Source organism: Vibrio sp. 03-59-1, from assembly GCF_013114135.1.
Lineage (GTDB): Bacteria > Pseudomonadota > Gammaproteobacteria > Enterobacterales > Vibrionaceae > Vibrio > Vibrio cortegadensis.
Genome location: NZ_VTYA01000019.1, coordinates 1 through 25,110, shown reverse-complemented (window position 1 = coordinate 25,110; position 25,110 = coordinate 1). Strand labels below are relative to the sequence as shown.

21 protein-coding genes and 3 pseudogenes are annotated in these 25,110 nt (G+C 41.0%); 12 read left to right on the top strand and 12 right to left on the bottom strand.

Translation table 11 applies throughout. The features are described from left to right. Positions 1-41 precede the first annotated feature (41 nt). Positions 42-182: pseudogene (locus tag F0249_RS16740) on the top strand (EamA family transporter); the annotation flags it as partial. Positions 183-485: 303 nt separating this feature from the next. Continuing rightward, positions 486-989: a hypothetical protein gene (locus F0249_RS16735; RefSeq protein WP_113797768.1), complete on the top strand. Its 504-nt coding sequence runs from the start codon at positions 486-488 to the stop codon at positions 987-989. A gap of 77 nt (positions 990-1,066) precedes the next feature. Here F0249_RS16735 and cyaB read toward each other — a convergent pair whose 3' ends face one another. From cyaB to F0249_RS16715, 4 genes are all read right to left on the bottom strand, one after another. Further along, complete coding sequence (gene cyaB / locus F0249_RS16730; RefSeq protein WP_171757239.1) at positions 1,067-1,618, bottom strand: class IV adenylate cyclase; 552 nt, start codon at positions 1,616-1,618, stop codon at positions 1,067-1,069. Between the two features lie 176 nt (positions 1,619-1,794). Next, positions 1,795-2,553 (bottom strand): PhzF family phenazine biosynthesis protein, encoded by a 759-nt coding sequence (locus tag F0249_RS16725; protein WP_171757238.1) that lies wholly within the window; start codon positions 2,551-2,553, stop codon positions 1,795-1,797. A gap of 602 nt (positions 2,554-3,155) precedes the next feature. Continuing rightward, positions 3,156-4,100, bottom strand: a complete 945-nt coding sequence (locus F0249_RS16720) for an FAD:protein FMN transferase (RefSeq protein ID WP_171757267.1) — start codon at positions 4,098-4,100, stop codon at positions 3,156-3,158. Positions 4,101-4,156: 56 nt separating this feature from the next. Next, a complete protein-coding gene (locus F0249_RS16715; RefSeq protein WP_171757237.1) occupies positions 4,157-7,174 on the bottom strand; it encodes a flavocytochrome c in 3,018 nt (1,005 codons plus the stop codon). A gap of 587 nt (positions 7,175-7,761) precedes the next feature. Between F0249_RS16715 and uhpT the strand changes: the two genes are divergently transcribed. From uhpT to sigZ, 9 genes are all read left to right on the top strand, one after another. Continuing rightward, the gene (uhpT, locus tag F0249_RS16710; RefSeq protein WP_171757236.1) at positions 7,762-9,156 is read left to right on the top strand and encodes a hexose-6-phosphate:phosphate antiporter; all 1,395 of its coding nucleotides are present in this window, start codon (positions 7,762-7,764) and stop codon (positions 9,154-9,156) included. A 203-nt stretch (positions 9,157-9,359) separates the two neighbouring features. Beyond that, the gene (gene uhpA, locus F0249_RS16705; protein WP_171757235.1) at positions 9,360-9,968 is read left to right on the top strand and encodes a transcriptional regulator UhpA; all 609 of its coding nucleotides are present in this window, start codon (positions 9,360-9,362) and stop codon (positions 9,966-9,968) included. Continuing rightward, positions 9,968-11,464 (top strand): signal transduction histidine-protein kinase/phosphatase UhpB, encoded by a 1,497-nt coding sequence (uhpB, locus tag F0249_RS16700; protein ID WP_171757234.1) that lies wholly within the window; start codon positions 9,968-9,970, stop codon positions 11,462-11,464. Before uhpA ends, uhpB begins: the two co-directional genes overlap by 1 nt. A gap of 8 nt (positions 11,465-11,472) precedes the next feature. Further along, positions 11,473-12,813, top strand: a complete 1,341-nt coding sequence (locus F0249_RS16695; protein WP_171757233.1) for an MFS transporter — start codon at positions 11,473-11,475, stop codon at positions 12,811-12,813. A gap of 270 nt (positions 12,814-13,083) precedes the next feature. Continuing rightward, positions 13,084-14,289, top strand: a complete 1,206-nt coding sequence (gene manA / locus F0249_RS16690) for a mannose-6-phosphate isomerase, class I (RefSeq protein WP_171757232.1) — start codon at positions 13,084-13,086, stop codon at positions 14,287-14,289. Positions 14,290-15,029: 740 nt separating this feature from the next. Further along, positions 15,030-15,740, top strand: coding sequence for a glutathione S-transferase family protein (locus tag F0249_RS16685; protein WP_171757231.1), 711 nt, complete (start codon positions 15,030-15,032; stop codon positions 15,738-15,740). Between the two features lie 146 nt (positions 15,741-15,886). Then, positions 15,887-16,213 carry a 2Fe-2S iron-sulfur cluster-binding protein gene (locus F0249_RS16680; protein ID WP_171757230.1) on the top strand — a complete coding sequence of 109 codons (327 nt, stop codon included), beginning with the start codon at positions 15,887-15,889 and terminating at the stop codon, positions 16,211-16,213. A gap of 99 nt (positions 16,214-16,312) precedes the next feature. Beyond that, positions 16,313-16,894 (top strand): GNAT family N-acetyltransferase, encoded by a 582-nt coding sequence (locus F0249_RS16675; RefSeq protein WP_171757229.1) that lies wholly within the window; start codon positions 16,313-16,315, stop codon positions 16,892-16,894. A gap of 37 nt (positions 16,895-16,931) precedes the next feature. After that, a complete protein-coding gene (sigZ, locus tag F0249_RS16670) occupies positions 16,932-17,477 on the top strand; it encodes an RNA polymerase sigma factor SigZ (RefSeq protein ID WP_171757228.1) in 546 nt (181 codons plus the stop codon). Between the two features lie 639 nt (positions 17,478-18,116). On the opposite strand, the gene F0249_RS16665 is transcribed toward sigZ, so the two are convergent. From F0249_RS16665 to F0249_RS16635, 7 genes and pseudogenes are all read right to left on the bottom strand, one after another. After that, positions 18,117-18,599 carry a tetratricopeptide repeat protein gene (locus tag F0249_RS16665; RefSeq protein WP_017103369.1) on the bottom strand — a complete coding sequence of 161 codons (483 nt, stop codon included), beginning with the start codon at positions 18,597-18,599 and terminating at the stop codon, positions 18,117-18,119. A 517-nt stretch (positions 18,600-19,116) separates the two neighbouring features. Further along, positions 19,117-19,699 (bottom strand): annotated as a pseudogene (locus tag F0249_RS20435) (hypothetical protein). Positions 19,700-19,737: 38 nt separating this feature from the next. Continuing rightward, positions 19,738-20,403: a glutathione S-transferase N-terminal domain-containing protein gene (locus F0249_RS16655; protein ID WP_017053113.1), complete on the bottom strand. Its 666-nt coding sequence runs from the start codon at positions 20,401-20,403 to the stop codon at positions 19,738-19,740. 88 nt (positions 20,404-20,491) lie between these two features. Continuing rightward, positions 20,492-21,118, bottom strand: a complete 627-nt coding sequence (locus F0249_RS16650; protein WP_017053112.1) for a LysE family translocator — start codon at positions 21,116-21,118, stop codon at positions 20,492-20,494. Positions 21,119-21,186: 68 nt separating this feature from the next. Further along, positions 21,187-21,606, bottom strand: coding sequence for a hypothetical protein (locus tag F0249_RS16645; RefSeq protein ID WP_253825335.1), 420 nt, complete (start codon positions 21,604-21,606; stop codon positions 21,187-21,189). A 475-nt stretch (positions 21,607-22,081) separates the two neighbouring features. Further along, complete coding sequence (locus F0249_RS16640) at positions 22,082-22,969, bottom strand: PhzF family isomerase (RefSeq protein WP_171757227.1); 888 nt, start codon at positions 22,967-22,969, stop codon at positions 22,082-22,084. A gap of 51 nt (positions 22,970-23,020) precedes the next feature. Next, positions 23,021-23,332, bottom strand: a pseudogene (locus F0249_RS16635) (RidA family protein); the annotation flags it as partial. A gap of 608 nt (positions 23,333-23,940) precedes the next feature. On the opposite strand from F0249_RS16635, the gene F0249_RS16630 reads away from it, so the two are divergent. Continuing rightward, complete coding sequence (locus F0249_RS16630; protein ID WP_171757226.1) at positions 23,941-24,771, top strand: LysR family transcriptional regulator; 831 nt, start codon at positions 23,941-23,943, stop codon at positions 24,769-24,771. 177 nt (positions 24,772-24,948) lie between these two features. On the opposite strand, the gene F0249_RS16625 is transcribed toward F0249_RS16630, so the two are convergent. Continuing rightward, positions 24,949-25,110: carboxymuconolactone decarboxylase family protein (locus tag F0249_RS16625; RefSeq protein ID WP_171757225.1), on the bottom strand; the 162-nt coding region annotated here is incomplete at its 5' end.

Here is a 25,110-nt window from a genome sequence, read left to right as displayed (position 1 = left end):
TATTTCATCTTCTATCATTATGAGATCTACAGTAGGGTGTCATAATCACGTTGTTTGAGCCTGTAGTTGCAACTGTATTAGCTGTGTTTGTCGTGGGGGAACGAATTCCATTGCTTGGGTGGGCGGGGATTTTTCTTATTATTGTTTGCTTACTGCTCCAATCAAAGCAAGACGATCATTGAACAAGCGACTCGATAATCGAGATAAGTAGATTTTTTGCTCTAAAGGTATACTTTCAGTGCCTCACCATACCTCCAACTCACCGTGCTCATGAAATCCTGTTTAATCATTAAGAGTATTCCCATGTGATTTAAGGTCGTTTGGCAAGAAGGATGTACATTCACCATCTTAGTCAGCTTATTTGGTATCGTTAAACACAAGAAACCTTATCGCCAGTGAAGCTTAAGTATTGGTTATTCGCTTAACCTGATGGCTTGTGTTAGACATGGTATCATAGGCAAATGGAATCAAATGCGTCATATGAAATGAAATTATTAGCAGATAAAACAGGTGAGCAGTACCTTCATATTATTGATGTGGATGGAGATTCTATCTTAGTCCAATTTATATCAAATGAAGGAATACCAAAAGGTAAGCCCTTTAAAGACTCGATGAAGGGGCTTCTGCTCGTCGGTTGGACAAAAAGGGCAACGTCTTCTGCCATTGGTTTGCACAGGTTCAAACAAGGTTATTTAGAAGATGCACATGTGAGTTTTGCATTACATCAATTATTTCCATTAGGAAGAATGGTTAAATTACCATCCGGTGATACTGTGCAGATAGCAAGTTACGCAAATACACACTCAGATGGGTATTATATGTATGTTCAAAAGCCTGATGGTTCTAAGCTCGTTCGGATGAAAATGTCCCCGGAGTGGGAACTTTTACCTTCATCGGTGCTACTTGCACTTCCTTATTACCCGAGAGAAAAAACAGAAGAAGAAGTTTATATCATTGATGAATATGATTTATGGGCTCAAGGTTTTTAGAGAGCAATATTGCTCAATAAAGACGAAAAGGGATCATGAGTCAAATCATCACGATTCATGTCTTTCAATATGGTTTGTCAGGCTCCTCTTTCCTCGAACATTTCTTTGTACGATTTTTTCTGTAAACTCGCTTGAGTTAAGTTAAATTGATTGGCTAAAGCTTCGAGATCTGCTTTGTAAATAGAAAGCATTGATTCGTTGTCCGTCATAATCGCAAATTCTGCAAAATCACCGATACCAGCTAATGAATCTACGGTGATATGAAATTGTCCTATGAAATAGATACTGCGTGTTTTCTTAGCTTTGAGTACGACTTCGTACCCCATTGTTTCAAGCATACTTACAGCACGATCAGCATCAGTAATGTTTGTTGCTTCACATTTATCTGTTTCAGGACCTTTTACTATCCACAATTTAATTCCTGACGGCTCCATTGTTCGAATGCAAAGGCTTTTATTTTGGGCCTGTAGAAGTTGATCTGGAGTATCAAAGTACCAATCAGATTCTGCATTATCTTGAAGCATAATTTCATGGGGGATATGACTTAAAGCTTTTAGGAATTCAGTTTTAGAACGAAGCCGATACTTCAATTCTACTTCATATTTACCTTTAAAATGATCACTATTCATATATTACTTCTATAAAAAATTAGGAATTATCGTATTGATAATAAAGAGAATACACTAATGTAAGAAACAAAGTGTTATCAATGTGAGTATGCTTTTCTGCTTATGATTAGTATCAACTTTACTATTATAATGATTCAAAATCAGACGCTTAATATCGAGGGGAAATGATATCTTCATTATGGTTTTCTAATTTTGACTTGAGCTGACAATACGATTGTTGAATCGACACCTTTTTCAACTTCGAAGTATCCGCCAGTACTTGAAAGTTGACTAACAGATAAAGTTCCAGTGCCTAGCTGTTGAAACCAATAGGGAGCAAGCGAACATTGGGCTGAACCTGTCGCTAAATCTTCAAAAATACCGATTTTAGGAGCGAAATAGCGTAAAACATAACTATCCTCAGATCTTTTTGCTGTAATAATAAGAGCATGAAAGTCTGTAATTTTTTCTAATTGTGAGAAGTCTGGTTTAAAGTTAATGACTTCGTCTTCAGAGTCTAAAACTAGAACCAAGTCTCGTGTTGAGAAAGTTTCTATAGGAGGAGAAATTAAGCCTGACATGTCTAAAGGCAGCGAACAGTTTTTTGGTAGCCACATCGGCATGATTATTTTGTATGAACCATTTTTTTCTGAGACTACGACTTGGCCATATTGGCTATTGAGAGTGATTTCTCTCACCTGATATTTTGAAATTAATGCAGCTCCTGCTCCCAAACTTCCATGTCCACAGAGGTTTATCTCACCATCAAGTGTAAACCAACGAATGTAAAAACTGTCGCCAGATTGGACAATAAAAGATGTCACTGGCTGGTTTTGTTTATGAGTTATTTGCAGTAACAGCTCATCACTTGCCCACTCATCTAACTCGACAACACTGCAAGGGTTCCCTTTGGCAGTTTTATTGCAAAATACGTCATATATTTGGGCTTTAATCATGTTTAACTCACTGTTTAAATTGAGTGCTCCATCTTTGATTTGAGGCTATATAACTTAGTTATATGATTGAAGATCATCAAACTCCCCCACTTTTACTTCAGGGTTAAAGATAGCATTTACATTTGAATCACTACTATAGTGAAGCAAGAAAATTTGTTTTTATGCTATCGATTCGATTGTTCTGTTATTCAAATACAGGAGTTGCTATGTGGTTTGTATGGTATGAATAATTTGTCAATGCTCAGGCTGAGCATTGACAAGTTTATGGGGTAAGAGAGAGTAATTTTATTAAATTAGTCATGGCTGTGGTTGTTTCAAGCGTCACATTAGTGATAGCAGCATTGCGAGTGGTATACGTTTATGCTGAGAATGAGTAGAGATTGGTCTGACTAAGGGAAAAGTATGATTAACATCATTAGTTTTGTTATAAAAAATAGAATAAGCCTTTTAATGTACAGAACCATTTCGTTGGTCGAAGTAAGGCGCTCGGCAATGGTGATGGATAGGACTGTGTTTTCTTTAAATTAAGTGTTTATTGAGATCGTTAGAGGTAACCAAAGCACACTTTTTTATGACAATGTAAGAGCCACTTGAACGAAAAATTATTTTTTCTGGATATATCGACCATCATCTTTGAGACCATTAGTGATAGATACGACACCGGTCTCTGAAATTAAAACGGCCTCAATATCGAGTTGTTTGTTTAAATAAGCGAGAGAGTCATCAACGGTAGATAGAAAGCCTGCGGTACTCCAAATTTCGCCATCGACGGATAGGTTGGAAATAATAGTGACACTTGCAATATCGGTGTTAATCGGCTTGCCTGTCTTTGCATCAATGAGGTGATGGTATCGCAGACCACCGTGCTCAAGGTATCGTTCATTAATCCCTGACGTTACCATCGATTGCCCTTGCAACGGTACGATTCTGCACACCTCCCCGCGAGGGCTCAAAGGGTCTTGAATCCCTACATTCCATGCTTGTATTGCATTATTTGGCGCGTAGCCAATGGTTAGTACGTTTCCACCTAAATTAATACACCCATGTTTAACATTATGACTCACAAGGTATTCTTTTATTTGGTCAGCAAAATAGCCTTTGGCTATGGCGCCTAAGTCAATCTCCATTCCAGGCTTGGTCAGAAATATGGTTTGATAGAGCTCGTCCAATACGATGTGTGAAGGGTCAACAATACCAAGAATGTTCATTAACTCCCGATCTGTTGGCAGCTTGGCATCGTTAAAACCAATACGCCATGTCTTTATCAGAGGGCCAATGGCAATATTAAAAGGGTTGGAGTTATCCATGCTAGCCGTTTTAGCTTTTTTGATTAGTTCGTAAAGGTCTGCCTTTACACGAACAGGTCTAATACCAGCGTTGTGATTGACGTTCATAAGTTCAGAGTGTGACTGATTGACGGTAAAGCGTTGTGCAAAACGTTCAAGTTGAAGATAACAATCTGTTAGCAGTGATTCGCCATTTGGATGATGGATAGTGAGGTCGATGATGGTTCCCATCATTTTAAAGCGAGTTTTATAACTTAACATTGCCTGCCTTTTTGCTGGTATGAAAGAAGGGAAGCTCATGGCTTCCCCTTAACAATCTAACTTCTGTTTGAAACACTATCCCCTGCAATTCGGCCGTAAGTGAATATATCAATCAATGCGTTACCGCCAAGTCGATTCCCTGCGTGGAGACCACCTGCGACTTCACCAGCTGCATATAACCCAGGAATAGGTGACCTCTGTTGATCCAAGACTCGAGCTTTGGTATCAATTCTTAGGCCTCCCATTGTATGGTGTACAGAGGGCTTTCTTGGTGTTGCATAGAAGGGGGCTTTCTCCACTTTTAAACCTAGCGCTCCTTTTTGGAACTCTGGATCTCGTCCATCTTCTACAAACGAGTTATAACGATGGATTGTGCTGCATAGCTCAGCTTCTGGAACATTAATCTTGCGCGCTAACTCTTCAATAGAGCCTGCTTTGATAATGATGCCTTCCTCGATCTCACGTTCAATCGTTTCGTGGGTTGTGTTTGCCGCGGTTTTACGAATTTCTTCGTCTGCAATCATGTACACAAGGCCACCGTTATCAAAAAATGAGTTAGAAAGGACATCTCGGCTTTCACACTCATTTACAAATCGCTTGCCTTGCTGATTAACGAAGACAAAATTTTCTGGTGGAACGATTAAGCCTGTTAATAACGCTCCGGATTTAGGATCGCCAATAGGCATAAGTTGGATGTATTCCATTCCCACAAGGTCAGCCCCTGCTTTTTCACCAATAGCGATACCGTCACCAATTAACGCTGGTGAGTTAGTTGTTTTGATGTCATCAGCGATATTGTTCCAGTAGTTATTGTATTTCTGCAACATTTTTGTGTTCGCGCCAAAACCACCAGATGCTAACACTACGCCATGATTAGCCATGAGTGAGTATTTGGTTCCATTAGAATGTGTAGCATTGACGCCCACCACTTGACCATTTTCAACAATAAGATCGCTTGCACGTGTATCCGTTATGATTCGGCCACCTTGTGCGACGATGTGTTTTTGAAGTTTATCGACAAATTCAACACCTTTAGGGCGATTGGGTTTATGCGCCCGACGCCACAAAGCTCCGACTGCGATGTCAACCATACCTCGATTGAAATCGATGCCTTTTTCTGTCAACCAATCGATCGATTCCATAGCACGGTTAGTCAGCGTATGTACAAGGTCATACTGACCATAAATAGGCTCGCCATCTAGATTGGTGCGTTTGCCACCAAGATACGTTTGAATTAAATGTAACTCAGTTGAATCAAATAAATAGTTTTTCCCGCTATCAACATCAAGGAAATAGTTGGCTAACTGATCTCGAAGTGTTCGAAAATCAGAAAGATATTCTTGGGCAATTTCGGACTCTGGTGTATTGGCGATCGCTTTTAAATAGTCTGTTTCACCCGCTACAGCAGGAAAATCTTTTTGCCACTTAGGCTCTGCGGCATTCACCCAGCCACCTGTGCGAACTGTGTTACCACCAATGGCCGGGAACTTCTCAAGGACAACAACGGTTCTTTTGTTGTCTAGCGCAGTTAGGGCGGCACTCAAACCTGCGCCGCCGCCGCCCACTATGACCACATCAACCGTTTCTTCAATGGTTTGTGTCGACCACTCTACCGCTTCACGGGCTTTACAGCGAAGAGCTTCTGAATTACCACCTGCTAAATCCACGGCATTAGACACACCGTCAATGACTGCTTGGCTACTCACTGTTGCGCCAGAAATAACGTCAACATTAAGTGTTTGACCATCCAGTATTTGTTGAGGGATACGTTCAAATGCAGGGTTTGCAATACCATCCGACTCTTTTGATGAATCAACCGACACCCCTAAAATTCTATCTTCAGAGAAAGTAACGGTAACAGGAAGTTGACCGTTGTGACCATAACCGTAAGCGGTAAATTCACCGGGTTCGAATTTAATATCAATATTTTGCAGTTCTTTTATACGTTGATGTTTTAAAGTTTCAGCTGCGCTGTCAATGATCATGTAATCCATGATTTCCCATAAAGGCGTGGGGATCATGAGTTCTTCTTGTTGAGCGATATCGGCAAACTCAGCACAGCTTTCATTGTTCATTGCTTTCGTGGCCCACGTTGGCTCTACTAAGAAGCCTTTACCAATACTGACCATGTCGTACCCTTGTTCAAGAGCGGTATCAGCATCGCTGCGCTGTGAAATACCTCCGACACCAATGACCGGGATTTGGGCGACACTTTCAGACTTCAACTCATGAAATTTGTGGATGAGTAGAGCTTTGTCTTCTGGGTTAACAATCGAGTTACGGGCGTAATTACCCATAGAGAAATGAAAGTAATCAAGTCCACTTGTTGCTAACTTATCAAGAAGGTACATCGTGTCTTCGAATCGAATTCCAGGTTCTTCTATTTCTTCAGGAGAAAAACGGTAGCCAATAATGAAGTCAGTCATCTGATGGTCGGCAACCACTTGTTTTGCTTGCTCTAAAACAGCAAGCGGAAAAGCAGTGCGTTTTTCAATATCGCCTCCCCATTTGTCGGTGCGTCGATTTGAATGAGGGGAGAAGAACTGTTGAATAAGGTAAGTATTCGCCCCATGAATTTCAACCCCATCAAATCCTGATAATATCGCGCGATTTACAGCATGACCAAAATACTCAAGCATGTTGTGGATTTGCTCGTCAGTCATTTCAAGTGGGGTTTCTGCGTTAGCGCGAAGTGCTGCTATTGGGCTTGCAGAAATTGGTTGATGACCGCCATTAAATTCCGCGCTTGCCATACGACCAGCATGATAAATTTGAAGAATGGCTTTGGAGCCTTTTGCTTTAATGGCCGTCGCTAATTCTTTTAGTCCCGCAATCTTACTATCGTGAGTAATGCCTAAAGCGCCAGGGAAAGCTCGACCGTAATTTTCTACAAAAGCACTTTCAACAATGATTGCTGCCGCATCTCCTGAGCGAGAGGCGTAGTAATCGATCATTTCTTGAGAGACACCGCCATCAAAAAATGCAGATTGAATCGTCATCGGTGCCATCACGATCCGGTTTTTAAGCGTCGTTTGTGAAAACCCAAGTTTTATGTCTTTGAGCAACTTAGTCATCTGTGAATTATCCTTATGCAAATTAACTTTCATATGAAATGCGCCTTAATAAACCGCCGTTGCTAAGAAAGGGGACTTTCATATAAAAAATTGGCATCAATAGGTTTTTGCGCAAAATACTATGGGTATTAATAAGGAGTAAAATGAAAGGTTTGCATTCTATATATGCAAGTTATGCATAATTTATTGTTTTCACATGCACTTAGTACATTTGTAGAGAGGGTGGGGGCATCAAAAAAACATTCAATTAGTAAATCAGTAAGTGGATCTAGGTTGCCTTGCGTGACTCCATTGCTGTGGGTTTTATTGATAAATAGCACTTGTTTTTGTTTGCTCACAAGGTTTATTTGCCTTGAAATGAGCTACTTTTGTTATCGTAATATCAATACATAACAGATCGTAAACAAAGTGATGCTGTTCACGCTTTCTTGACTCCTGACTCTGAATTAAGAATTTTTCCTAGTTATTCTAAGCCCCTCTCTCATGCGGTCGATTTTTAGACTCCTTATTATTTCACGGTCAACTAACAAAGAATGCATGGTCGGAATTATGCCGTGCAGACCTCACAAAAAATAAGAGAGTTCACAATGTTAAAGTTCCTAGATCAGGTTCGAAAACCGACGCTGGATCTTCCGGTCGAAACCAGAAGAAAAATGTGGTTTAAACCCTTCCTACAATCTTACCTTGTCGTGTTCATTGGTTATTTAACCATGTATTTGATCCGTAAGAACTTCAATGTCGCGCAAAACGACATGATTTCTACTTATGGATTATCGATGACGGATCTAGGTCTTATCGGTCTGGGTTTCTCTATCACTTACGGTATCGGTAAAACCGTAGTTTCTTATTACGCTGATGGTAAGAATACCAAGCAGTTCCTACCGTTTATGCTAATCCTGTCTGGCCTTGCCATGTTGGGCTTTAGTTTCAGTATGGGTGGCGGCAGCGCTAGCTTATTCATGATGGTTGCCTTCTACGCATTGAGTGGTTTCTTTCAAAGTACCGGTGGTCCTTCAAGTTATTCGACTATTACTAAATGGACGCCTCGTAATAAGCGTGGTTCATACCTAGGCCTTTGGAACATGTCACACAACGTGGGTGGTGCCGGTGCTGCTGGTGTTGCTTTGTTTGGGGCAAATTACCTATTTGATGGCAGCGTTGTTGGTATGTTCGTGTTCCCATCGATCATCGCGATTGTGGTTGGTTTTATTGGAATGCGTTTTGGTAATGACTCTCCAGAAGCATACGGTTTAGGTACAGTTGAAGAGTTGTTTGACGAAGAAATCAGCGAAGAAGATACTATCGCTGAAGAAAATCAAATGACCAAGAAAGAGATCTTTGTTGAATATATCCTTAAAAACAAAGTGATTTGGTTGCTCTGCTTCGCGAATATCTTTTTGTACATTGTTCGTATCGGTATCGATCAATGGTCTACCGTTTATGCGTATCAAGAGCTAGGCCTATCAAAAGAAACGGCGATTTCAGGTTTTACTCTGTTTGAAGTGGGTGCTCTGGTCGGTACGCTAATGTGGGGTTATTTATCAGACCTTGCGAACGGACGCCGCGCTTTAGTTGCTTGTGTATCGCTTGGCCTGATTATCGTTTCTCTAGAGTTCTACCAGCATGCAACAAGTGAGTTCATGTACCTAGCATCACTGTTCGTGCTTGGTTTCCTAGTGTTTGGTCCTCAGTTGCTGATTGGTGTTGCGGCGGTTGGTTTTGTACCTAAGAAAGCAATCAGTGTTGCGGATGGTGTGAAAGGTACCTTTGCTTACTTAATTGGTGACAGTTTCGCAAAACTTGGCCTAGGTATGATTGCTGATGGAACACCTATTTTCGGCTTAACGGGTTGGAAAGGAACGTTCGCAGCACTTGATACTTCAGCTGCCATTTGTATTGTACTGCTGCTATTCGTTGCGATTGCGGAAGAGAAGAAGATTCGTCAAGCTAAGAAAATACACTTAGCGGCTCAAAACGCCTAGCTAGTCTCGCGTACTTGTTGTCGCGCATTTGTTGTCGCAAAGAGAGTTTCAGATACATAGTCTCACGTACTTTATTGGATTAAAGCACGTGAGATCATACCAATCGCTAGTTCGATTCAGTATCATCTCTATTAATAAAATTAATATTATATAGCTCCTGTCGGGGCTATTTTTCTTTCTTACTCTTAATTCTGGCTAATATCATGATTAATGTTGCGCTTGTTGATGACCACGTCATTGTTCGTTCGGGCTTTGCTCAATTACTCAGTCTTGAAACTGATATTACGGTCGTGGGTGAATTCAACTCTGCGGCAGAAGCGCGCTTCGGATTGCCAAGTTGCCACCCTGATGTCGTTATCTTGGATATCTCAATGCAGGACGAAAGTGGCTTGAGCTTATTGGAAGAGATTCCATCAGGAATTGCCAGCATCATGTTGAGCGTTCATGACTCTCCGGCGATGGTTGAGAGGTCATTAGAGTTAGGAGCCAAAGGTTATCTCAGTAAGCGCTGTAGCCCTGATGAATTAATTCAAGCCGTGCACACGAGCGCAAAGGGCGGTTGTTATCTCACGCCAGATATCGCTATAAAGCTTGCGACACCTACGAAGAATAAAGTCTCGTTAAATCAGCTAACCCGGAGAGAAAGCGAAGTATGTCAGTTATTGGCAACAGGGCTCGATGTAAAATCTATCGCCGTTGAGTTAGGGGTTAGCCATAAAACGGTTCATGTACACCGTGCCAATGCGATGGACAAACTCAATGTTAAGAACAACGTCGAGTTAGCTAAACTATTCACACAAGAACAGTACTAATGCGTTCCTATCTCGCAACCTCCCTATGTGGAGTTTTTATGGCTGGCTGTGCATGGTTTTGTTTGTGGGTTATTGCTTTCTATTTCATCAATGACCCTGAGTTAGCCATTCTGCTTTTTCCATTCTCACTTCGATTGGGAATGACGCTGCACACTCGTGCGCACTATTGGCCTGCTATCTATATTGCAGAGTGGGGGCTCGCGATCGCTTTAGCGTTATTACTTGATGAACCCCAATGGCTGACGATACTAATCGCCAGTGGATTGAGCATTCCTGCCACTCTAATTGCCAAACGTTATTATTCTGGTGACCAGAATCGCCACTTGTTAGTGATGACGAGCTTAATTATGGTCACCTCATTGATCAACGTTGCTGTAGTGGGCTCTCATGTTCCGGCTGTTTACATGGTGTGGTTGGTGAGTATCACTGGCGGACTGATGCTGGTGCCGATGTGCTATCTGGTCTGGAACTATCTATTCCAAAACAAATGGGCGCCATTGAGTTCTTACTTAATCAACAATGTTGTTGAGTTCAAAATCCGCCACATTGCTTTATACAGTGTGTTGCTAGTGGCCAGTATTTTGATACAAACCAGTTTACCTGATGAGCTAAGACGCTTCGCCCCATTCTGTATGGCTATCCCTATCATCCTGCTCGCCGTTCGTTACGGGTGGCAAGGTGCTTTATTGGCGACTCTATTAAACAGTGTCGCATTGATTGCAGCCCACAGCGGAACATCCAAACTCGAAATTACAGATTTACTATTATCTCTATCTGCTCAAACCATCACAGGTATATTGCTTGGTTTAGCGGTTCAAAAGCAGAAAGATCTCAACTCAAAATTACGAAGTGAACTCTCAAGAAATCAAAATCTTTCACGCCAGCTAGTAACAGCTGAGGAGTCGGTTCGCCGTGATATTGCGCGTGAGCTGCATGATGAAATCGGGCAAAACATCACGGCAATTCGTACGCAGGCAAGCATTATTAAACGTGTCGACGCGGCTGAGATGAGCGTTCGCTGTGCGGGTACGATTGAGTCATTGTCTTTGAATGTTTATGACACCACCAAACGTCTACTGACAAAACTAAGACCTAAGATGTTGGACGATCTTGATCTAAAAGACTCCGTTGAACAGCTTATTCGGGAAATGGAGTTTTCGGACCACGGCGTTGATATCCAGTTAAATTGGCAAGGTGATTACTCGTGTTTGAGTGATACGCTCAAGGTTACCCTCTTCCGTTTGTGCCAAGAATCTTTAAATAATGCCCATAAATATGCTCAAGCGAGCGAAATTAGAATTGAATTAATTTTAGATGATCAGGCTTATCTTTGGATCACAGACAATGGCGTTGGCTTTACAGCGCAAGATCTTCCCAAAGGAATGGGGGTTCGCGGTATGCTAGAGCGTGTTCAGGCGCTCGGCGGCAAGATGACAATCAACGCTAATGACTCCTCTTCGGGTACCAATATCAGCGTTACATTACCTAAAGTGTGAGAACGAATATGTTTGGATTTCTGCGCTCAAAAACGTCAAATAGTCATGCTCTAACTGATGATGAGGTCAATCAGAGTTATGGCTACTGGCGCCTCCATATCATGATAGGGATGTATGTCGGCTATGCAGGTTTTTACTTCACTCGTAAAACCTTTAATTATGCAGCACCAGCTATGATCACCGACCTTGGCTTGGACAAAGGCGATATCGGCTTAATTGGCACGCTCTTTTATCTTTCTTATGGCTTATCGAAATTTATCTCAGGCACGATATCGGACCGTTCAAACCCGCGTTACTTCATGGGTCTTGGCCTAATCGCGACAGGCTTGATCAATATCGCGTTTGGCTTTTCTAGTTCGTTGGCGGCTTTTATCTCACTTTGGGTGCTAAATGCGTGGTTTCAAGGTTGGGGCTGGCCATCGTGCTCTAAGTTATTGACGACCTGGTATTCTCGCTCCGAAAGAGGCTTTCGTTGGGCTATATGGAATACAGCACACAACGTTGGTGGGGCTCTTATCCCTATTCTTGTGGGTTATCTGACGCTTCAATTCAGTTGGCGAGCTGGGTTTATCTGGCCGGGCGTGATTGGTGTTTTTATTGGTCTTATCGTTTGCTGGCGCTTACGTGATAAGCCGACCACTATGGGACTTCCGACGGTAGGGAAGTGGCGCAATGATCATTTAGAATTGGCTCAAGAGAACCATGGACAAGGATTAAGCTATCGAGAAATCCTGAAAACCTACGTGTTCAGCAATAAGTACATTTGGTTGCTCGCTTTTAGTTATGTGTTGGTTTACATAGTAAGAACGGCGGTTAACGACTGGGGTAACTTATACCTAACCGAAGAACACAATTACAGTTTGATAAACGCCAACGCAGCTTTATCTCTATTCGAGATTGGTGGCTTCGTTGGTTCACTTGTAGCTGGGTGGGGCTCGGATAGGCTGTTTGGTGGCAACCGCGGTCCAATGAATATCCTGTTTGCGATTGGTATCTTCCTCTCGGTATCCGCTTTATGGCTTATGCCTTTAACCAACTTTGTGTTTCAAGCTGCTGGGTTGTTTTGTGTTGGTTTTTTTGTTTTTGGCCCTCAAATGCTTATTGGTATGGCGGCGGCCGAATGCTCGCATAAAGACTCTGCCGGGGCGGCGACTGGCTTTGTTGGCTTATTCGCCTACATGGGGGCTGCACTGTCCGGATACCCATTGGCGCTCGTTCTAGAAACTTACGGTTGGAGTGGATTTTTCATTACGATCTCTACTTGTGCGGCCGTTATTGGGCTGCTTCTTCTGCCTTTCCTACAGGCTCAATCACCTCAGAAAAGTGCAGAGGCTCGATCTGGTTTTTAAGGTGTCTTCCCGAGAATAAGATAGTGTGACAGCTTGTATTACTGTTGCTAGCATCGCTGTCTTATTCTCAGCGCGTTCTACACGTGATATTCAAATGTGACTCTTTTCACGCTTTTCATCGAAATCCCCCGTTTCTAAGAATTTTTCCTATTACCTCTAAGATCCCATCTCATGTGGGCTCAAGCCGCTCTCTGTAGTCTTTCTAATTATTCACGTTATTAGAATCAGCTCTCTTGAATTGTGTTCAAAGGGCTCACTACGGAAAACGCCATGTCACTCAGCCACTTCTCAGAACACTCATTCTTCCCAATGGAAAACACCATCCAAAATTATGCATGGGGGAGTATCTCTTCGATACGTGAACTGTTTGGTTTTAAGAATGAGTCACAAGAACCGCAAGCGGAAGTTTGGATGGGAGCGCATCCAAAAGGTTGCTCAATGGTTAAGCTTGACCAACATTTGGTGCCTCTCTCCGAGTTGATTAACAAGAATAAATCGGCCTATTTATCTACTGATATTGCGAAAGAGTTTGGTGAACTGCCATTCTTATTTAAAATCTTAGCGGCAGAAAAGGCACTATCTGTTCAAGTTCACCCAAACAAGCACCAAGCCGAGGTTGGCTTTGCGAGAGAGGAGCAAGCAAGTATTCCTCTGACCGCAGGACACCGTAATTACAAAGATTCTAACCATAAACCTGAATTGGTTTACGCGATTACTGAATACCAAGCGATGAATGGCTTTCGAGAATTCGATGAAATATTAGCCTTGTTCAGAAAGTTGGATTCTATCGAGCTTGTTGGTTTGGTTGAAGAGTTTGGTAATAACCTTAACTCTCTAGGTTTAGAGGCGTTTTTCCGTGATCTATTAACGCTGAATGACCAACGTAAACACCAAGCATTAGAGCAACTCCTAACTTACGCAGCAGCTCATCAAGATCAAGCAGAGTTTGCTTTGGTTACTGAGCTTTGCCATCAGTACCCGAACGATATTGGTCTGTTTTGTGTTCTGCTGCTTAACTTGATCACACTGAAGCCGGGTGAAGCGATGTATTTGAATGCGAACACTCCGCATGCCTACATTAAGGGGACTGGTCTCGAGATCATGGCAAATTCAGACAACGTGTTACGCGCTGGTTTAACGCCGAAACACATTGATGTCGCTGAGTTAGTCGCATGCACGGAGTTCACGCCAATTTCGTTCGAATGCTTATTATTGGCACCCTCAAAATTAGATCAATGTGATAGCTATGATATCCCGGTCAGTGATTTTAATTTCAATATATTTCATCGTCCTTATCAAGAAGAAGTCATCACAAGTGGTGCTGAAATTTTAATGGCAATAGATGATGATTTCACGCTAATGAGCCCAAAAGGCGAGCATTTAACCCTGACTAAAGGGCAATCGGTATTTATCCCAGCCTATATTGGTCACTATGAATTGAGCAGTAACGGCCGTGTTGCCAGAGCGTTTAATTGAGGGAATAGTGTGTTGGAAGTGCTATCAAGTGTTGCGAATTAAGATGTTGGCTTAAAGTTCTAATGGAAGTGAGAACAAACCAAAGGCATATTGGCTTGATAGTTAAGGTATTGAAATTAAGCACCCTACGGGCAACCATGCCTTAACTCGCAAACCTCTTTGCTCGTTTCTGCCTCAATCGGAGGCTCAATCAAGACACCTTGCGGTGTAACAACAATCCAGCTCGTGCGCGCGGAGAGTCAACGACTGCAGCTCGCACATTTATGAACACCGAACTTGGCTGATGTCAGGCAATTATTGCAAATTTTGCAACATTTCAACTGCAGAGGATTCCTCGGTAGTATGCAAGTTCTATTACCGAAACTATGCGTTCTGAAATGTTTAGTGGTATTTTCGTGCTAAAAAATGCCACGGGTAAAGCTCACAAGGGTAAAAGTTTAGCCTATGAAGGTTCAGGGCATTTCTGTTAGTAATATCAAAATTTTGTTTGATTAAGCTAGAGTTTTTAGTCATTGATGGCTATCGCCTGTGGGGCTGTAATCCTCTAACCCCTAACCCAAAATTCTTTCGAGTCATTCGAAGCGCTCGATCCACTCTGAGTGATTAAAAAACGGATTGCTTGAATTGCTATCTGACATAAAATCGAATTATTTAAAAAAGTAATAATCTTTCGTCTTTTTTAAACGTTGCTCGTCTTATTAGGTGTAAGTAGAAACAATGAACCGATTTGGAGCAACAAAATGATTAAACTGATTAGCTTTAAGAACTGCCCATTTGTGCAACGTGTAATGGGTGCGTTGGTAACAAAGAATGTACCATTTGAAATCGAATACATCGAATTGAGTAACAAACCGCAATGGTTTTTAGATATATCACCGAATGGTCAAGTCCCCGTATTGGTTACCGAAAATGATACTGTTTTGTTTGAGTCAGATGCCATTGTCGAATATCTAGATGATAAATATGCACCGATAGAAGAGGTTTCACCAGAACAAAAAGCGTTAGATCGTGCATGGTCATATCAAGCAAGTAAACACTACATGCCACAATGTGGAACAATGGGCAGTAAGGATAAAGAGACATTTGAAACACGTTTCGCAAATCTATCCAAGGCATTCGCAAAAGCGGAAAATAAGCTTGGTGAGTCATCATTTTTCAAAGGGAATTACGTATCTAATGTCGATATTGCATGGCTTCCATTGCTACACCGTGCGGCAGTAATCAAAAATCAATCTGGCTTTGATATGCTGGAACAGTTTCCAAAAGTTCAGAAATGGCAAGCTGCACTCATTGAGTCAGGCCTTACCGATAAAACTGTACCACAAGATTTTGTGTCAACGTTTAGCGGATTTTACTTAAAAAATACATACCTTGGCAGTTTAAAGGGTGGGAAAGGGGCTGAGTGCGCAACCAGTAGTTGCTCAACATCATCAGGCTCATGTTGTGATTAGTGCAATGTGTAGTAGGGCATAAAAGTATTGTCTAAGCTACGTACATCTGCTCAGGATAAGCTCCGTTTCTATTTGAGAGCGTCCCTGGGCAGCTGTATCTTAATCTAAGAAAATTGCCTGAGTTAAGGTTGTTCAAAGGCTAAAGCATGTTTAATTTAAAATCATCAGTTATAGAAATTGACAATAAAAGAATACTGATAACGCCAGATGATGATAATTTGGTGGAAATAGCACGCAAAGTAAAAATCAACATCTCAGCGCCTTGCCTGAAAAATAAACGTAAGAATGGTTGCTGCAAAGCTTGCTTAGTCGAAGTTAACGGCAAGGAAGTTTACGCTTGTTCCACTCGACCCAGAAGTGGAATGATTGTAGTAGTTCGTAGGGATGACTTGGATGAAATTAGAAAAGAGTCCATCAAAAAATTCAAGCGGCAAATGAAATCAAACAATAGCTCGCCTTGCCGTTGTTCTTGAGAGCGACTTAATCTAAAGGGTGAACAATAGCTGTATATTTAATATGGAAATTATTCTCTATAAAGTATGAGAAACCCTAAATAACAAAAGGAAGTGTATATGTGGCTGAGTGAGATCGAATTAGAGTCCAAGTCAGTAAAACTGATACCACTTCGGACAGAGCATGCAGTTGCTCTAGTTGAAGCCGCGTCAGATGGTAAATTGTGGGATTTGTGGTACACACAAGTGCCAAGCAGTGAAACAATCGATGCCTATATCTTTCAGGCGCTATCTGAACAGCAGAATGGAACTTCGTTGCCTTTTACTATTGTCGATAAAGCAAATGATAAAATTATCGGATCTACTCGTTTTTGTCATGCGGATATATTGAATAAAAGGGTCGAAATAGGCTACACATGGTACACCAGAAGCCATCAACGTTCATCTTCAAATACAGAATGTAAACTGCTACTTTTAAATCATGCATTTGAAGATCTTGATGCGATTGCTGTTGAGTTTCGTACACATTGGCATAATCACCAATCACGAGCTGCTATTAGTCGTTTAGGTGCAAAGCAAGATGGTGTGCTTCGTAATCATCAAAAGGTAAATGGTGTTTATAGGGATACGGTTGTCTTCTCAATCATTGATAGTGAATGGCCAGCAGTAAAAATGAGTTTGGCACATAAATTAGCTCGCTAGTGGACCTAGGCCATTTTATAAGGGGTAAATGAATCACATGAAATTTGAATCTATCTGGTCAGTATATCAATCCAGTTTGAAGGCGTTTTTACACAGCAGAGTTGCTAACCCTGAGGACGCTGAAGATCTATTTCAAGAGATTTTGATTAAAACTTATGATGGTTTTCAAACGGTTACAGATGGTAGCAAGATCAAACCGTGGTTATTCCAAATAGCGAACAATACAATTATTGATTTCTACCGAAAAAACAATAAACAAAATGATTTAACGGCGGATAATTTGTGGTATGACGAGCAAGATGAAGAGCAAATTGTCAAAGCGCTTTCTCACTGCCTTTTGCCATTTATTAATCAACTACCTGAGGACGATGCAGAATTGTTGATTGCTGTTGAAATCGAAGGAGTCTCGCAAAAAAGTTATGCTGAGAACAATGGAATAAAGTACTCAACACTAAAATCTAGGGTTAAGAAAAGCCGTAAAAAACTCTATAACTTGTTTAATAGCTGCTGCAATTTTTCCATAGATACACAGGGAAATATCATGGAATACAATCCCAAATCTGGTAATTGCAATCGCTGCTGATTTGAACTTGCATATGTATGGACTTAAACGTTGCTTGTGAAATTTTGAATTTTACTCTCCTCTGGAAAAAATTGCTCATCACTATTCTGTCTCCAAACATAACCAAATGTAGAGTGTTTCTCATACGAGATTGAACTGTGATGCGCTCGCAAACTCATAAATGGACAGAAATGGCTTAGAGTTGATGCTCCAAGCCATGCAGTTCGGATAAGCTGAGTTTGGTCAAAATCTAGCTCACAAAAGCCCATCTATACTATAAAAGAAGAAATAGTTATATCTTTACGAAATGCGGCATCGTTTGTATTTTTTTCCACTTCCACTTCCACTTCCACAAGGACAAGGATGATTTCTCCCTATTTTTCTTGTGCTGTTTTACGCTGAGAACCAAAAGAAAGCTGATCAAGATTTTTTACACGATACCTAGGTGAAAGTGGAGGTAGGTTTGCCACTTATTTATCCATATCATCAGATTGACACCACTCTCTTTCATGATAAGTCGAAACCTTAGCCTCTCTCTTTTAGGGCTGAAACAGCAGTTAATCAGTTATCGAGATCCAAAACCTTAGAATTCATGACTAGAACCTCGCTATTGTGTCTACTCCACGGTTAGACGAACAAATATACGTAGGAACGCAATATTTACCACTTTTTATCAAGGTCTTCTGCATACAGCAGTATTGCTCTTTGGTATTCTTTTATTGACTGATTATCAGTTGTCGATACCAACAAATTAAGAAGCAAAGCGGTTGCCTCCTTATGTCTACCTAAGTTATATAAACACATCGCATAAAAAGGCTGAGCTTCTAAATTACTTGGGAACTCGGTAATCGTTTGTTGAAAGTAATCCAGCGCATCTCCATAACAACCGAGGCTTCTGTAAGTGCTCGCTAAACCAAACAAAGCATCAAATCGCTCGTTAGGTGAAAGCAGCCCCTTTAATGCTAACCGATAGTGCTCTACAGCTTGTTGTTCTTTACCTTCGTTATCGTAGGACCAAGCAATATTCAAATGCGCGGAAGGCGCATAGGAGGAATTCGCTAACACCGTGCGTAATAACTGACGAGACTCTTTATAGCTCCCTTTTTTTCTCAGCAAGATAGCTTCATTTATTCTTGTTCTCATACGTGTGTTACCTCCCATTAACTATGCTACAGTTTCAAGAATTCTGTCCGTCTTATATTAATTTAGGCACTAACTAACCCAAAGAGTAACAAGGTTATGTACATTAGATTTATCGCTAGCAATAATGAAGAAAAACAGTTGCAGAATACTCATGGCATCATTACACAGGCGAGATTAATGCTCGAGGAAGATCTAATACTCCATGAATATCATAGAGAACATATCGAACAAATATTTTCTCAACTCAATTCCTCTTTACCTTGCCCACCATTTGAAGAAAAATCATGGCCACGAAATGCAATTTCTTGGTTTTTAGACTCTAGTACCCAATACATATCGATCATGTACGAGTTAAAGTACATATTAGAAGAATATGATACCAATGTCTCAGTATTACAATATTCGGATATAGGTACGATTTTATATAGAGATGATTTTCAAGCGGTGGCTAAGTCTAGCTTACTATAGCCCCAATATTCAGATCTATAATGACGTTAATTATTGCGATGCGCATACGTTAAAATGAGAACTGCAACCCAAGCTCATAGCTCACTTCCGCTTTCTCACGCTCTGCATATTCTAAATTTGCGACTAAGCCAGACACTGAGCCGAATTGAAAGACGTTATTCCACTTGAACTCATCTCTTGCTAGATCTAAGAAATCATGCTGATAGGAAACTCCCATCTGCCAATGATTAGCTATTTGTTTTCTAACCATCGCTTGACAGTATGTTCCATGCTCGGAATATGGTGAACTGTAATCACTATCAGCACGATAGTTTACTGTGCCACAGGATAAAGAACTTGCCATTACCCCTCCCAAACGCCCAATGAGTCCTCCGCCGGCTTACCAACTATCTACCTCCGAACTAAATCGAGTGAGAAAATCTGCTTTTCCTTCGATGAATACGTAATCGAAAACTTGAGCGCTGACATCTAAGTATAACCCTCCCATCGTCTTACTCTCTGTATTGTCATACTTATCGTTAAGGTAAGGTTTTAACGCCCCCGACTTAAAACTAGCTCCTTGTATAGCCAAATCCTATGTGCGAAAAATTATCAACGATCTCACTTGATGCAAAGCTTGAACATGAAACTATGCGATGCGTTCACATTTCCGTCGCTGTCTTAAGCATGTTTAAATTCCAGTGCCAATCCTATCTAGGCAGTCATACCACTTTAAAACATGGTTAGTCAGCATTTCCTCTGTGAAAGCGTTACTCGTAGACAGCAGCCACTTCAACGTTCCATAGACGATATAGTCTGAATACATGGGCGCATCGCCCGATAAATATCGTGTCTTAGCTAAATAAGATTCCAGTACTCTCATTTTTTTGAGTAAATCGGCCTTTGCTAAATCTTGGTTGTTGTTTTGTACATTTTCCAAGCTGTCCTGAAAGTGTTTCTCTCTAGAGGAACGAAAGTATTCTTTATCTCGATCTTTAAGCTTGCAGTAAATGTCGAAGATGGCAATTTTGGCAATGTCCGAATGTAATGATGCTGCCCACTCATGGAAAAAAAGTGCCATTAAACGCCCTTTTTTACCGCCAAATAATGAGGGTAATTCAGGGTAGTGAGCCTCAAGATAATCAGCGATGTTAAACGAATCAGAGAGTACCGTTTCACCATCTTTGATGGCGGGGAGTGTAGAAAATTGCCCCTTAAACTTAGCCTGAAGGTCGACAAAAGATAGGTCAGTGGTATCAAACGCTATATTTTTGTGTATCAAGCACATTTTCGTTCGCCAACAATAAGGACTGAATTTTAAGCCATCGTCCCCACACAGTTCGTAAAAAGTGATCATAAGTGTCTTACTCCGAGAGTTGCTAAATAGGTGTAATGGTTGTGCTGGGCACAGTGTGTTCAATCTTGAACGCGGTTCTCAGTCGAGATTAAGTGGGTTCTTTAACTGCTAGAATACCTGCGGCTCCGAGCAGTAAAGCACCACTTCCTCTGGTCACAGTGTTAAGAGATAGTCTGCTCGCATTAACAATGCGCCTGGCCGAAAATGCATAAAACATTACTAAGCTGAAATCAAGAAATGCCATGGTTGGGCACATCACCATCAGTTGAGGTAACACTGGCAAGTCAGGGTTGATGAATTGCGGAAAAAAAGCAGAGAAGAATATGATGGCTTTGGGATTACCAGCGGCGACTAAAAAGCCAGAATAGAACAACTTTTTGTTCGAGGCCTGCAAATCCGAGTCGTTGAGGTCTAAGCGCTCAACTTGTTTGGGTTTAACGAGGAGCATTTTTAGCCCCATGTAAACCAAGGTCATGACACCAAAGACTTTAATGACAGTAAATGCCATTACCGAACTCGCAAGGATGACTCCTAAACCCAAGGCAACTAACACCATTTGAATAAAGTTAGCAGAGATATCCCCAAGGGCGGTATATAACACACGTTTATGACCATATCTCAGTGCATGTGCAATACCTAAAAATATGCTAGGCCCCGGTGTTGCGGTAAGAATGAGGGAGGCTGCGACAAAACTGAGCCAAACGTTAAAATCCATTTTCTATCCTTAATTATCCGTTAAACACTGCAAACAAAATTGCCACTCAAACACTACCATACCAGCGATTACTCCAACCACATATTCACCAGAGACATGACACCCATATTGTTTGTTTCTGTGCCATACAAATTGTCCGCTCGAGTGACGGTGAAATGATTGCGCCAGAGAGGGCAATAATAATAGTTCTGAATAAGCCAATCCTCCGCTCGATACAGCTTGTGCAGAAATTCCTCACTGTCGTTACTTTCCTGCATGAGCATATCAATAAAGGTTAATAGGCTTTGTTTTCCACGTTCAGGCAAACATAGGCTAAACACATTGCCGCAAAGTAGCCATTCGTAATACTGGAACGTCAGGTCGTCGCCAAATACGTAACAGTCGTAAGAGACATCAACAGCCACATCTTGAGACTGTCCTTGAAGATATACCTGCCAAATAACCCCTTTTTGAGACAACGCATCAAGCAAAGGTTGCAACTCCCTCATATGACTGTCTACCACTTCAATGACCACCGGGCGAGCCGGCAGTTTCATGTCGTGATTGAACAAGTGAAATCCCTTGTCTTGATGGCAATCCATCACGCTGTTCGCTGATCTTTTTGGGCCATCAAGCGTAAAACGTCGACTATGATGAACAAGCCAGGCTCAGTCAGTGGTGTCGAGGTGTGTTGGAACGACGAGGAATGAACCGAGTTATTGTCGCTCTTGCAGCAAAGAATGCTCGAACTATCTGGTCGCTATTACACACCCAAACGGAGCAAAATTTAAGTTATATGGATTACAATTTCTAGGCGAGAAAGTCTGCGTTTGAATGCGCCACAGACAACGAGTTAACTTGTTTTTGGACAAAAACGTGCTAACCGCTTTGCTAAATTAGCAATTCTCGAATAACTATATGGATGGTGAGTAACCTAACTCAGAATCCAAAACTGCTAGGTACGGAGCAGTTTACAGGTTTCAGTTACAACTCTTCGACTCTCTTACCAACTAGTACAGCTTGCCCTGCAATGCTGACGAGTAATTGTGTATCGGTTTTCTCCACTGACACTAGTACTCGGCCGGGTTTTCCTATTGCCAATCCCTGATAACCCCAAAAGCATACTTTCGAGTTAAACTCAATCAAACTGTGCTGAACAAGATACGCTCCTACTGGGCCATTTGCATTGCCCGTTACAGGGTCTTCGTCAATCCCAATTGCAGGGGCAAACATTCGTCCGTAAGTAATAGGTTTTTGCTTGCTCCCCTCTAAAACAAAGGGAAAGAATCCATTGCAGCCTATCTCACCACTGAGCGCTTTTAACTTCTCGTTATCTGGGTTTAATCCATCAAGCCTCTTCCTGCTAAGCATAGGAACCATAACCTTAGAATGACCTGTCGAGACAATTTGTATTGGCAGTTCAGCAAAATCACTCACACTAATACCTAGGGCATTTGCCAGCCCATTCCGTTGATTTTGGTCAAATGGCGGTAGAAACTCCACGCGGCCCTGAGTCATTTTCACCAAGATATCATTTGGATTACCCGAAATTGATACAGGTAGATTGCCTGCCCCTGTCTTCGCTATTAACGGATAGTCTGATAGGTGCCCAGTGCTTGCTCGCAAAAAATGAGTGGCTATGGTCGCGTGCCCACATATTGGGACCTCCTTGGTCGGGGTGAAGTATCGAACATATACGTCATGGCTTTGATCTTTAGGTGACAAAACAAAGGCCGTTTCTGAATAACCCGCAAATGCAGCGATGTGTTGCATCTCCTGAGTGGTAAGCCGGTCTGCATCTAAAACAACTCCCGCCCGATTTCCTGTGTTAGGTTCGGTGGTAAATGCATCAACCACATAAATGGTAACCATGGCACAATTCCTCCTTTGCTGGCATAGTGATTTCAGTGATAGCTTCCCCCATCACCAAAAATCTTGTTTAATCGCTGCAGCACATATTACGGCTCTTGCAGGTTTATGCTCACCCATAAAATCGGCAAACGTTCGATCTTTTATTGGCCAGTACGTTACATCTGTAAAAGATAACCTTACCAACGCAAGACTGTGTAGTGTACCGCCTGTCGTTTGAGTAAGCGCTAGATTGTTATTTAAAACAGAACGAGCCTGCCTTTCAACCTCTTTCGTCATGTCTTTTTTTTCAACACTTACCGCAGTATCTGAAAGTTGTTCAGATATGTACAATGTATTACTTATTAAGGTAGCTTGACTGTAATGACCATTTGGTTGTTTAGCGCAGAGGCGGTGTCAATGAATCCCACTTTGTGATTTCCTTAGTAGTTCTTGTTTTAATGGTATAAATAGAAATCTCGTGGATACTATTTTTTATTGCAAATACGTTTCGGATTGTTCGAGTGGAAACTCCCAATCAATCTAAACCAAGATCCCGTTTCATGTGCTCACTAAGCTCAGATGTACTTGGTAAATTGATGTTACTTTTTCTGTGGCGAGCTCTCATCTCATCTCCAAATAATGTAACAAACACTTTTGTGTAATACTGGATAACACAATTTATCAGGTTATAAAAAAACTCGTGATAAAATAGATATTTCTTTTTATTTTGACATTCTGCTTTCATAGTTTACTTCTCTACTTTGATTAGGTTATAGATAAATATTAAAAAACAAAAAATAATTAGTTCTATTATTAGAAAAATTTTGATGAACACTAATGAACTTTTTAATTGACTAAACTCTTAAAACTCAGAATTTCAAATGAGTCTGATTAATAATTAAAATATCACTTTCATCCTCCGACGAAAGCTAGTTATACTAAACGGGCATTTGAAAGACAACGTGACTCAGAGTTGCAAATAGGTAACAATCATGGAATTGATGAACAGTGAACTAATCTGCTTTGCGGCAGTTTGTAAGAACCTTTCCTTGACGGAGGCTTCAAAAGAGCTTGGAAAATCGAAGGCTCAAGTAAGCCGTCAACTGACATCCTTAGAAAAACAGCTTGGGGTTACGCTCGTTCACCGAACAACAAGAAAACTCGTTCTGACTGATCATGGCGAAAGCATCAAAGAGCTTGCCATCGAAGCTTTAGATAATTTACAAGAATTGAATTACAGAGCAAAATCACTGAGTGACTGCATTAGTGGAAAATTTAAAATAACAATGCCTAATTCAATAGCCTCATCTATTTTTGGTGAAGTTCTTAAAGGTCTTCAAGATCGATATCCTGCTGTTAACTTTGAAATATCATCAAGTAACAACATTGAAAACTTATTGGAAAGTAATGTAGATATGGCAATTAGGCTTAATAACGTTGTTGATGACGCATTGATTGCACATAAAGTAGCAAATTATAACGATGTTTTAATATCAAAAATCGATGACATTAAAAATAAAACTTTACTCATCTATAAAAACCATTCAAGCAAAGAGTTGATAAAAAAGAATTATAATGATGTCATTGAAGTTGATAATACATCTATTTTAATGAACTTTGTTGCTAGAGGAGTCGGTGTTGGTGTCATTCCAAATTATCTCATGAAAGGTAGCCATATAAATAGCCATATCCATATTACGGAAATTTTCGATACGGAAAGATCGATGTATATCGCTTACCCTTATCAAAATCCACTGCCGAGAAAATTGGCCGAAATCTCAGTTTTCATTAGAGCAGAATTGGATAGTATTTTGAATCAATAAGTTGCCATTGATTATATAAAGTACAGCACCCAAACTACTCTGATATTTTAATACCAAAGCTCAGAAGGTGGAGGTTAGATGATTAGTTTTTGTAAGATGAAGTTTTCCTTTTCAAATGTAGTGAAAAACTGGCTAAACACACTTTGGGCAGCTTTGAGTTACGCAGCCCTTCTAATGCTACCTTTCAGATAGCACTTCTTTGAAAGCAAACATTCCATTTAACGCTGCTGGGAAGCCTGCATAGACAGACATTTGTATTATTACTTCTTTGATTTCTTCTTCTGAACAACCAACATTAAGGGCTGCATGCAAATGCACTTTTAGTTGCGGCGTACAGGT

Bases quoted from the DNA above. Each gene is read 5' to 3' on its own strand.
- F0249_RS16695 (WP_171757233.1), top strand. From the start codon at position 11,473: ATGTTTGGATTTCTGCGCTCAAAAACGTCAAATAGTCATGCTCTAACT.
- F0249_RS16735 (WP_113797768.1), top strand. From the start codon at position 486: ATGAAATTATTAGCAGATAAAACAGGTGAGCAGTACCTTCATATTATT.
- sigZ (WP_171757228.1), top strand. From the start codon at position 16,932: ATGAAATTTGAATCTATCTGGTCAGTATATCAATCCAGTTTGAAGGCG.
- F0249_RS16720 (WP_171757267.1), bottom strand. From the start codon at position 4,100: ATGTTAAGTTATAAAACTCGCTTTAAAATGATGGGAACCATCATCGAC.
- uhpA (WP_171757235.1), top strand. From the start codon at position 9,360: ATGATTAATGTTGCGCTTGTTGATGACCACGTCATTGTTCGTTCGGGC.
- F0249_RS16725 (WP_171757238.1), bottom strand. From the start codon at position 2,553: ATGATTAAAGCCCAAATATATGACGTATTTTGCAATAAAACTGCCAAA.
- F0249_RS16715 (WP_171757237.1), bottom strand. From the start codon at position 7,174: ATGACTAAGTTGCTCAAAGACATAAAACTTGGGTTTTCACAAACGACG.
- F0249_RS16645 (WP_253825335.1), bottom strand. From the start codon at position 21,606: ATGAGGGAGTTGCAACCTTTGCTTGATGCGTTGTCTCAAAAAGGGGTT.
- cyaB (WP_171757239.1), bottom strand. From the start codon at position 1,618: ATGAATAGTGATCATTTTAAAGGTAAATATGAAGTAGAATTGAAGTAT.
- F0249_RS16630 (WP_171757226.1), top strand. From the start codon at position 23,941: ATGGAATTGATGAACAGTGAACTAATCTGCTTTGCGGCAGTTTGTAAG.
- F0249_RS16675 (WP_171757229.1), top strand. From the start codon at position 16,313: ATGTGGCTGAGTGAGATCGAATTAGAGTCCAAGTCAGTAAAACTGATA.
- uhpB (WP_171757234.1), top strand. From the start codon at position 9,968: ATGCGTTCCTATCTCGCAACCTCCCTATGTGGAGTTTTTATGGCTGGC.
- F0249_RS16680 (WP_171757230.1), top strand. From the start codon at position 15,887: ATGTTTAATTTAAAATCATCAGTTATAGAAATTGACAATAAAAGAATA.
- F0249_RS16685 (WP_171757231.1), top strand. From the start codon at position 15,030: ATGATTAAACTGATTAGCTTTAAGAACTGCCCATTTGTGCAACGTGTA.
- manA (WP_171757232.1), top strand. From the start codon at position 13,084: ATGTCACTCAGCCACTTCTCAGAACACTCATTCTTCCCAATGGAAAAC.
- F0249_RS16640 (WP_171757227.1), bottom strand. From the start codon at position 22,969: ATGGTTACCATTTATGTGGTTGATGCATTTACCACCGAACCTAACACA.
- uhpT (WP_171757236.1), top strand. From the start codon at position 7,762: ATGTTAAAGTTCCTAGATCAGGTTCGAAAACCGACGCTGGATCTTCCG.
- F0249_RS16665 (WP_017103369.1), bottom strand. From the start codon at position 18,599: ATGAGAACAAGAATAAATGAAGCTATCTTGCTGAGAAAAAAAGGGAGC.
- F0249_RS16655 (WP_017053113.1), bottom strand. From the start codon at position 20,403: ATGATCACTTTTTACGAACTGTGTGGGGACGATGGCTTAAAATTCAGT.
- F0249_RS16650 (WP_017053112.1), bottom strand. From the start codon at position 21,118: ATGGATTTTAACGTTTGGCTCAGTTTTGTCGCAGCCTCCCTCATTCTT.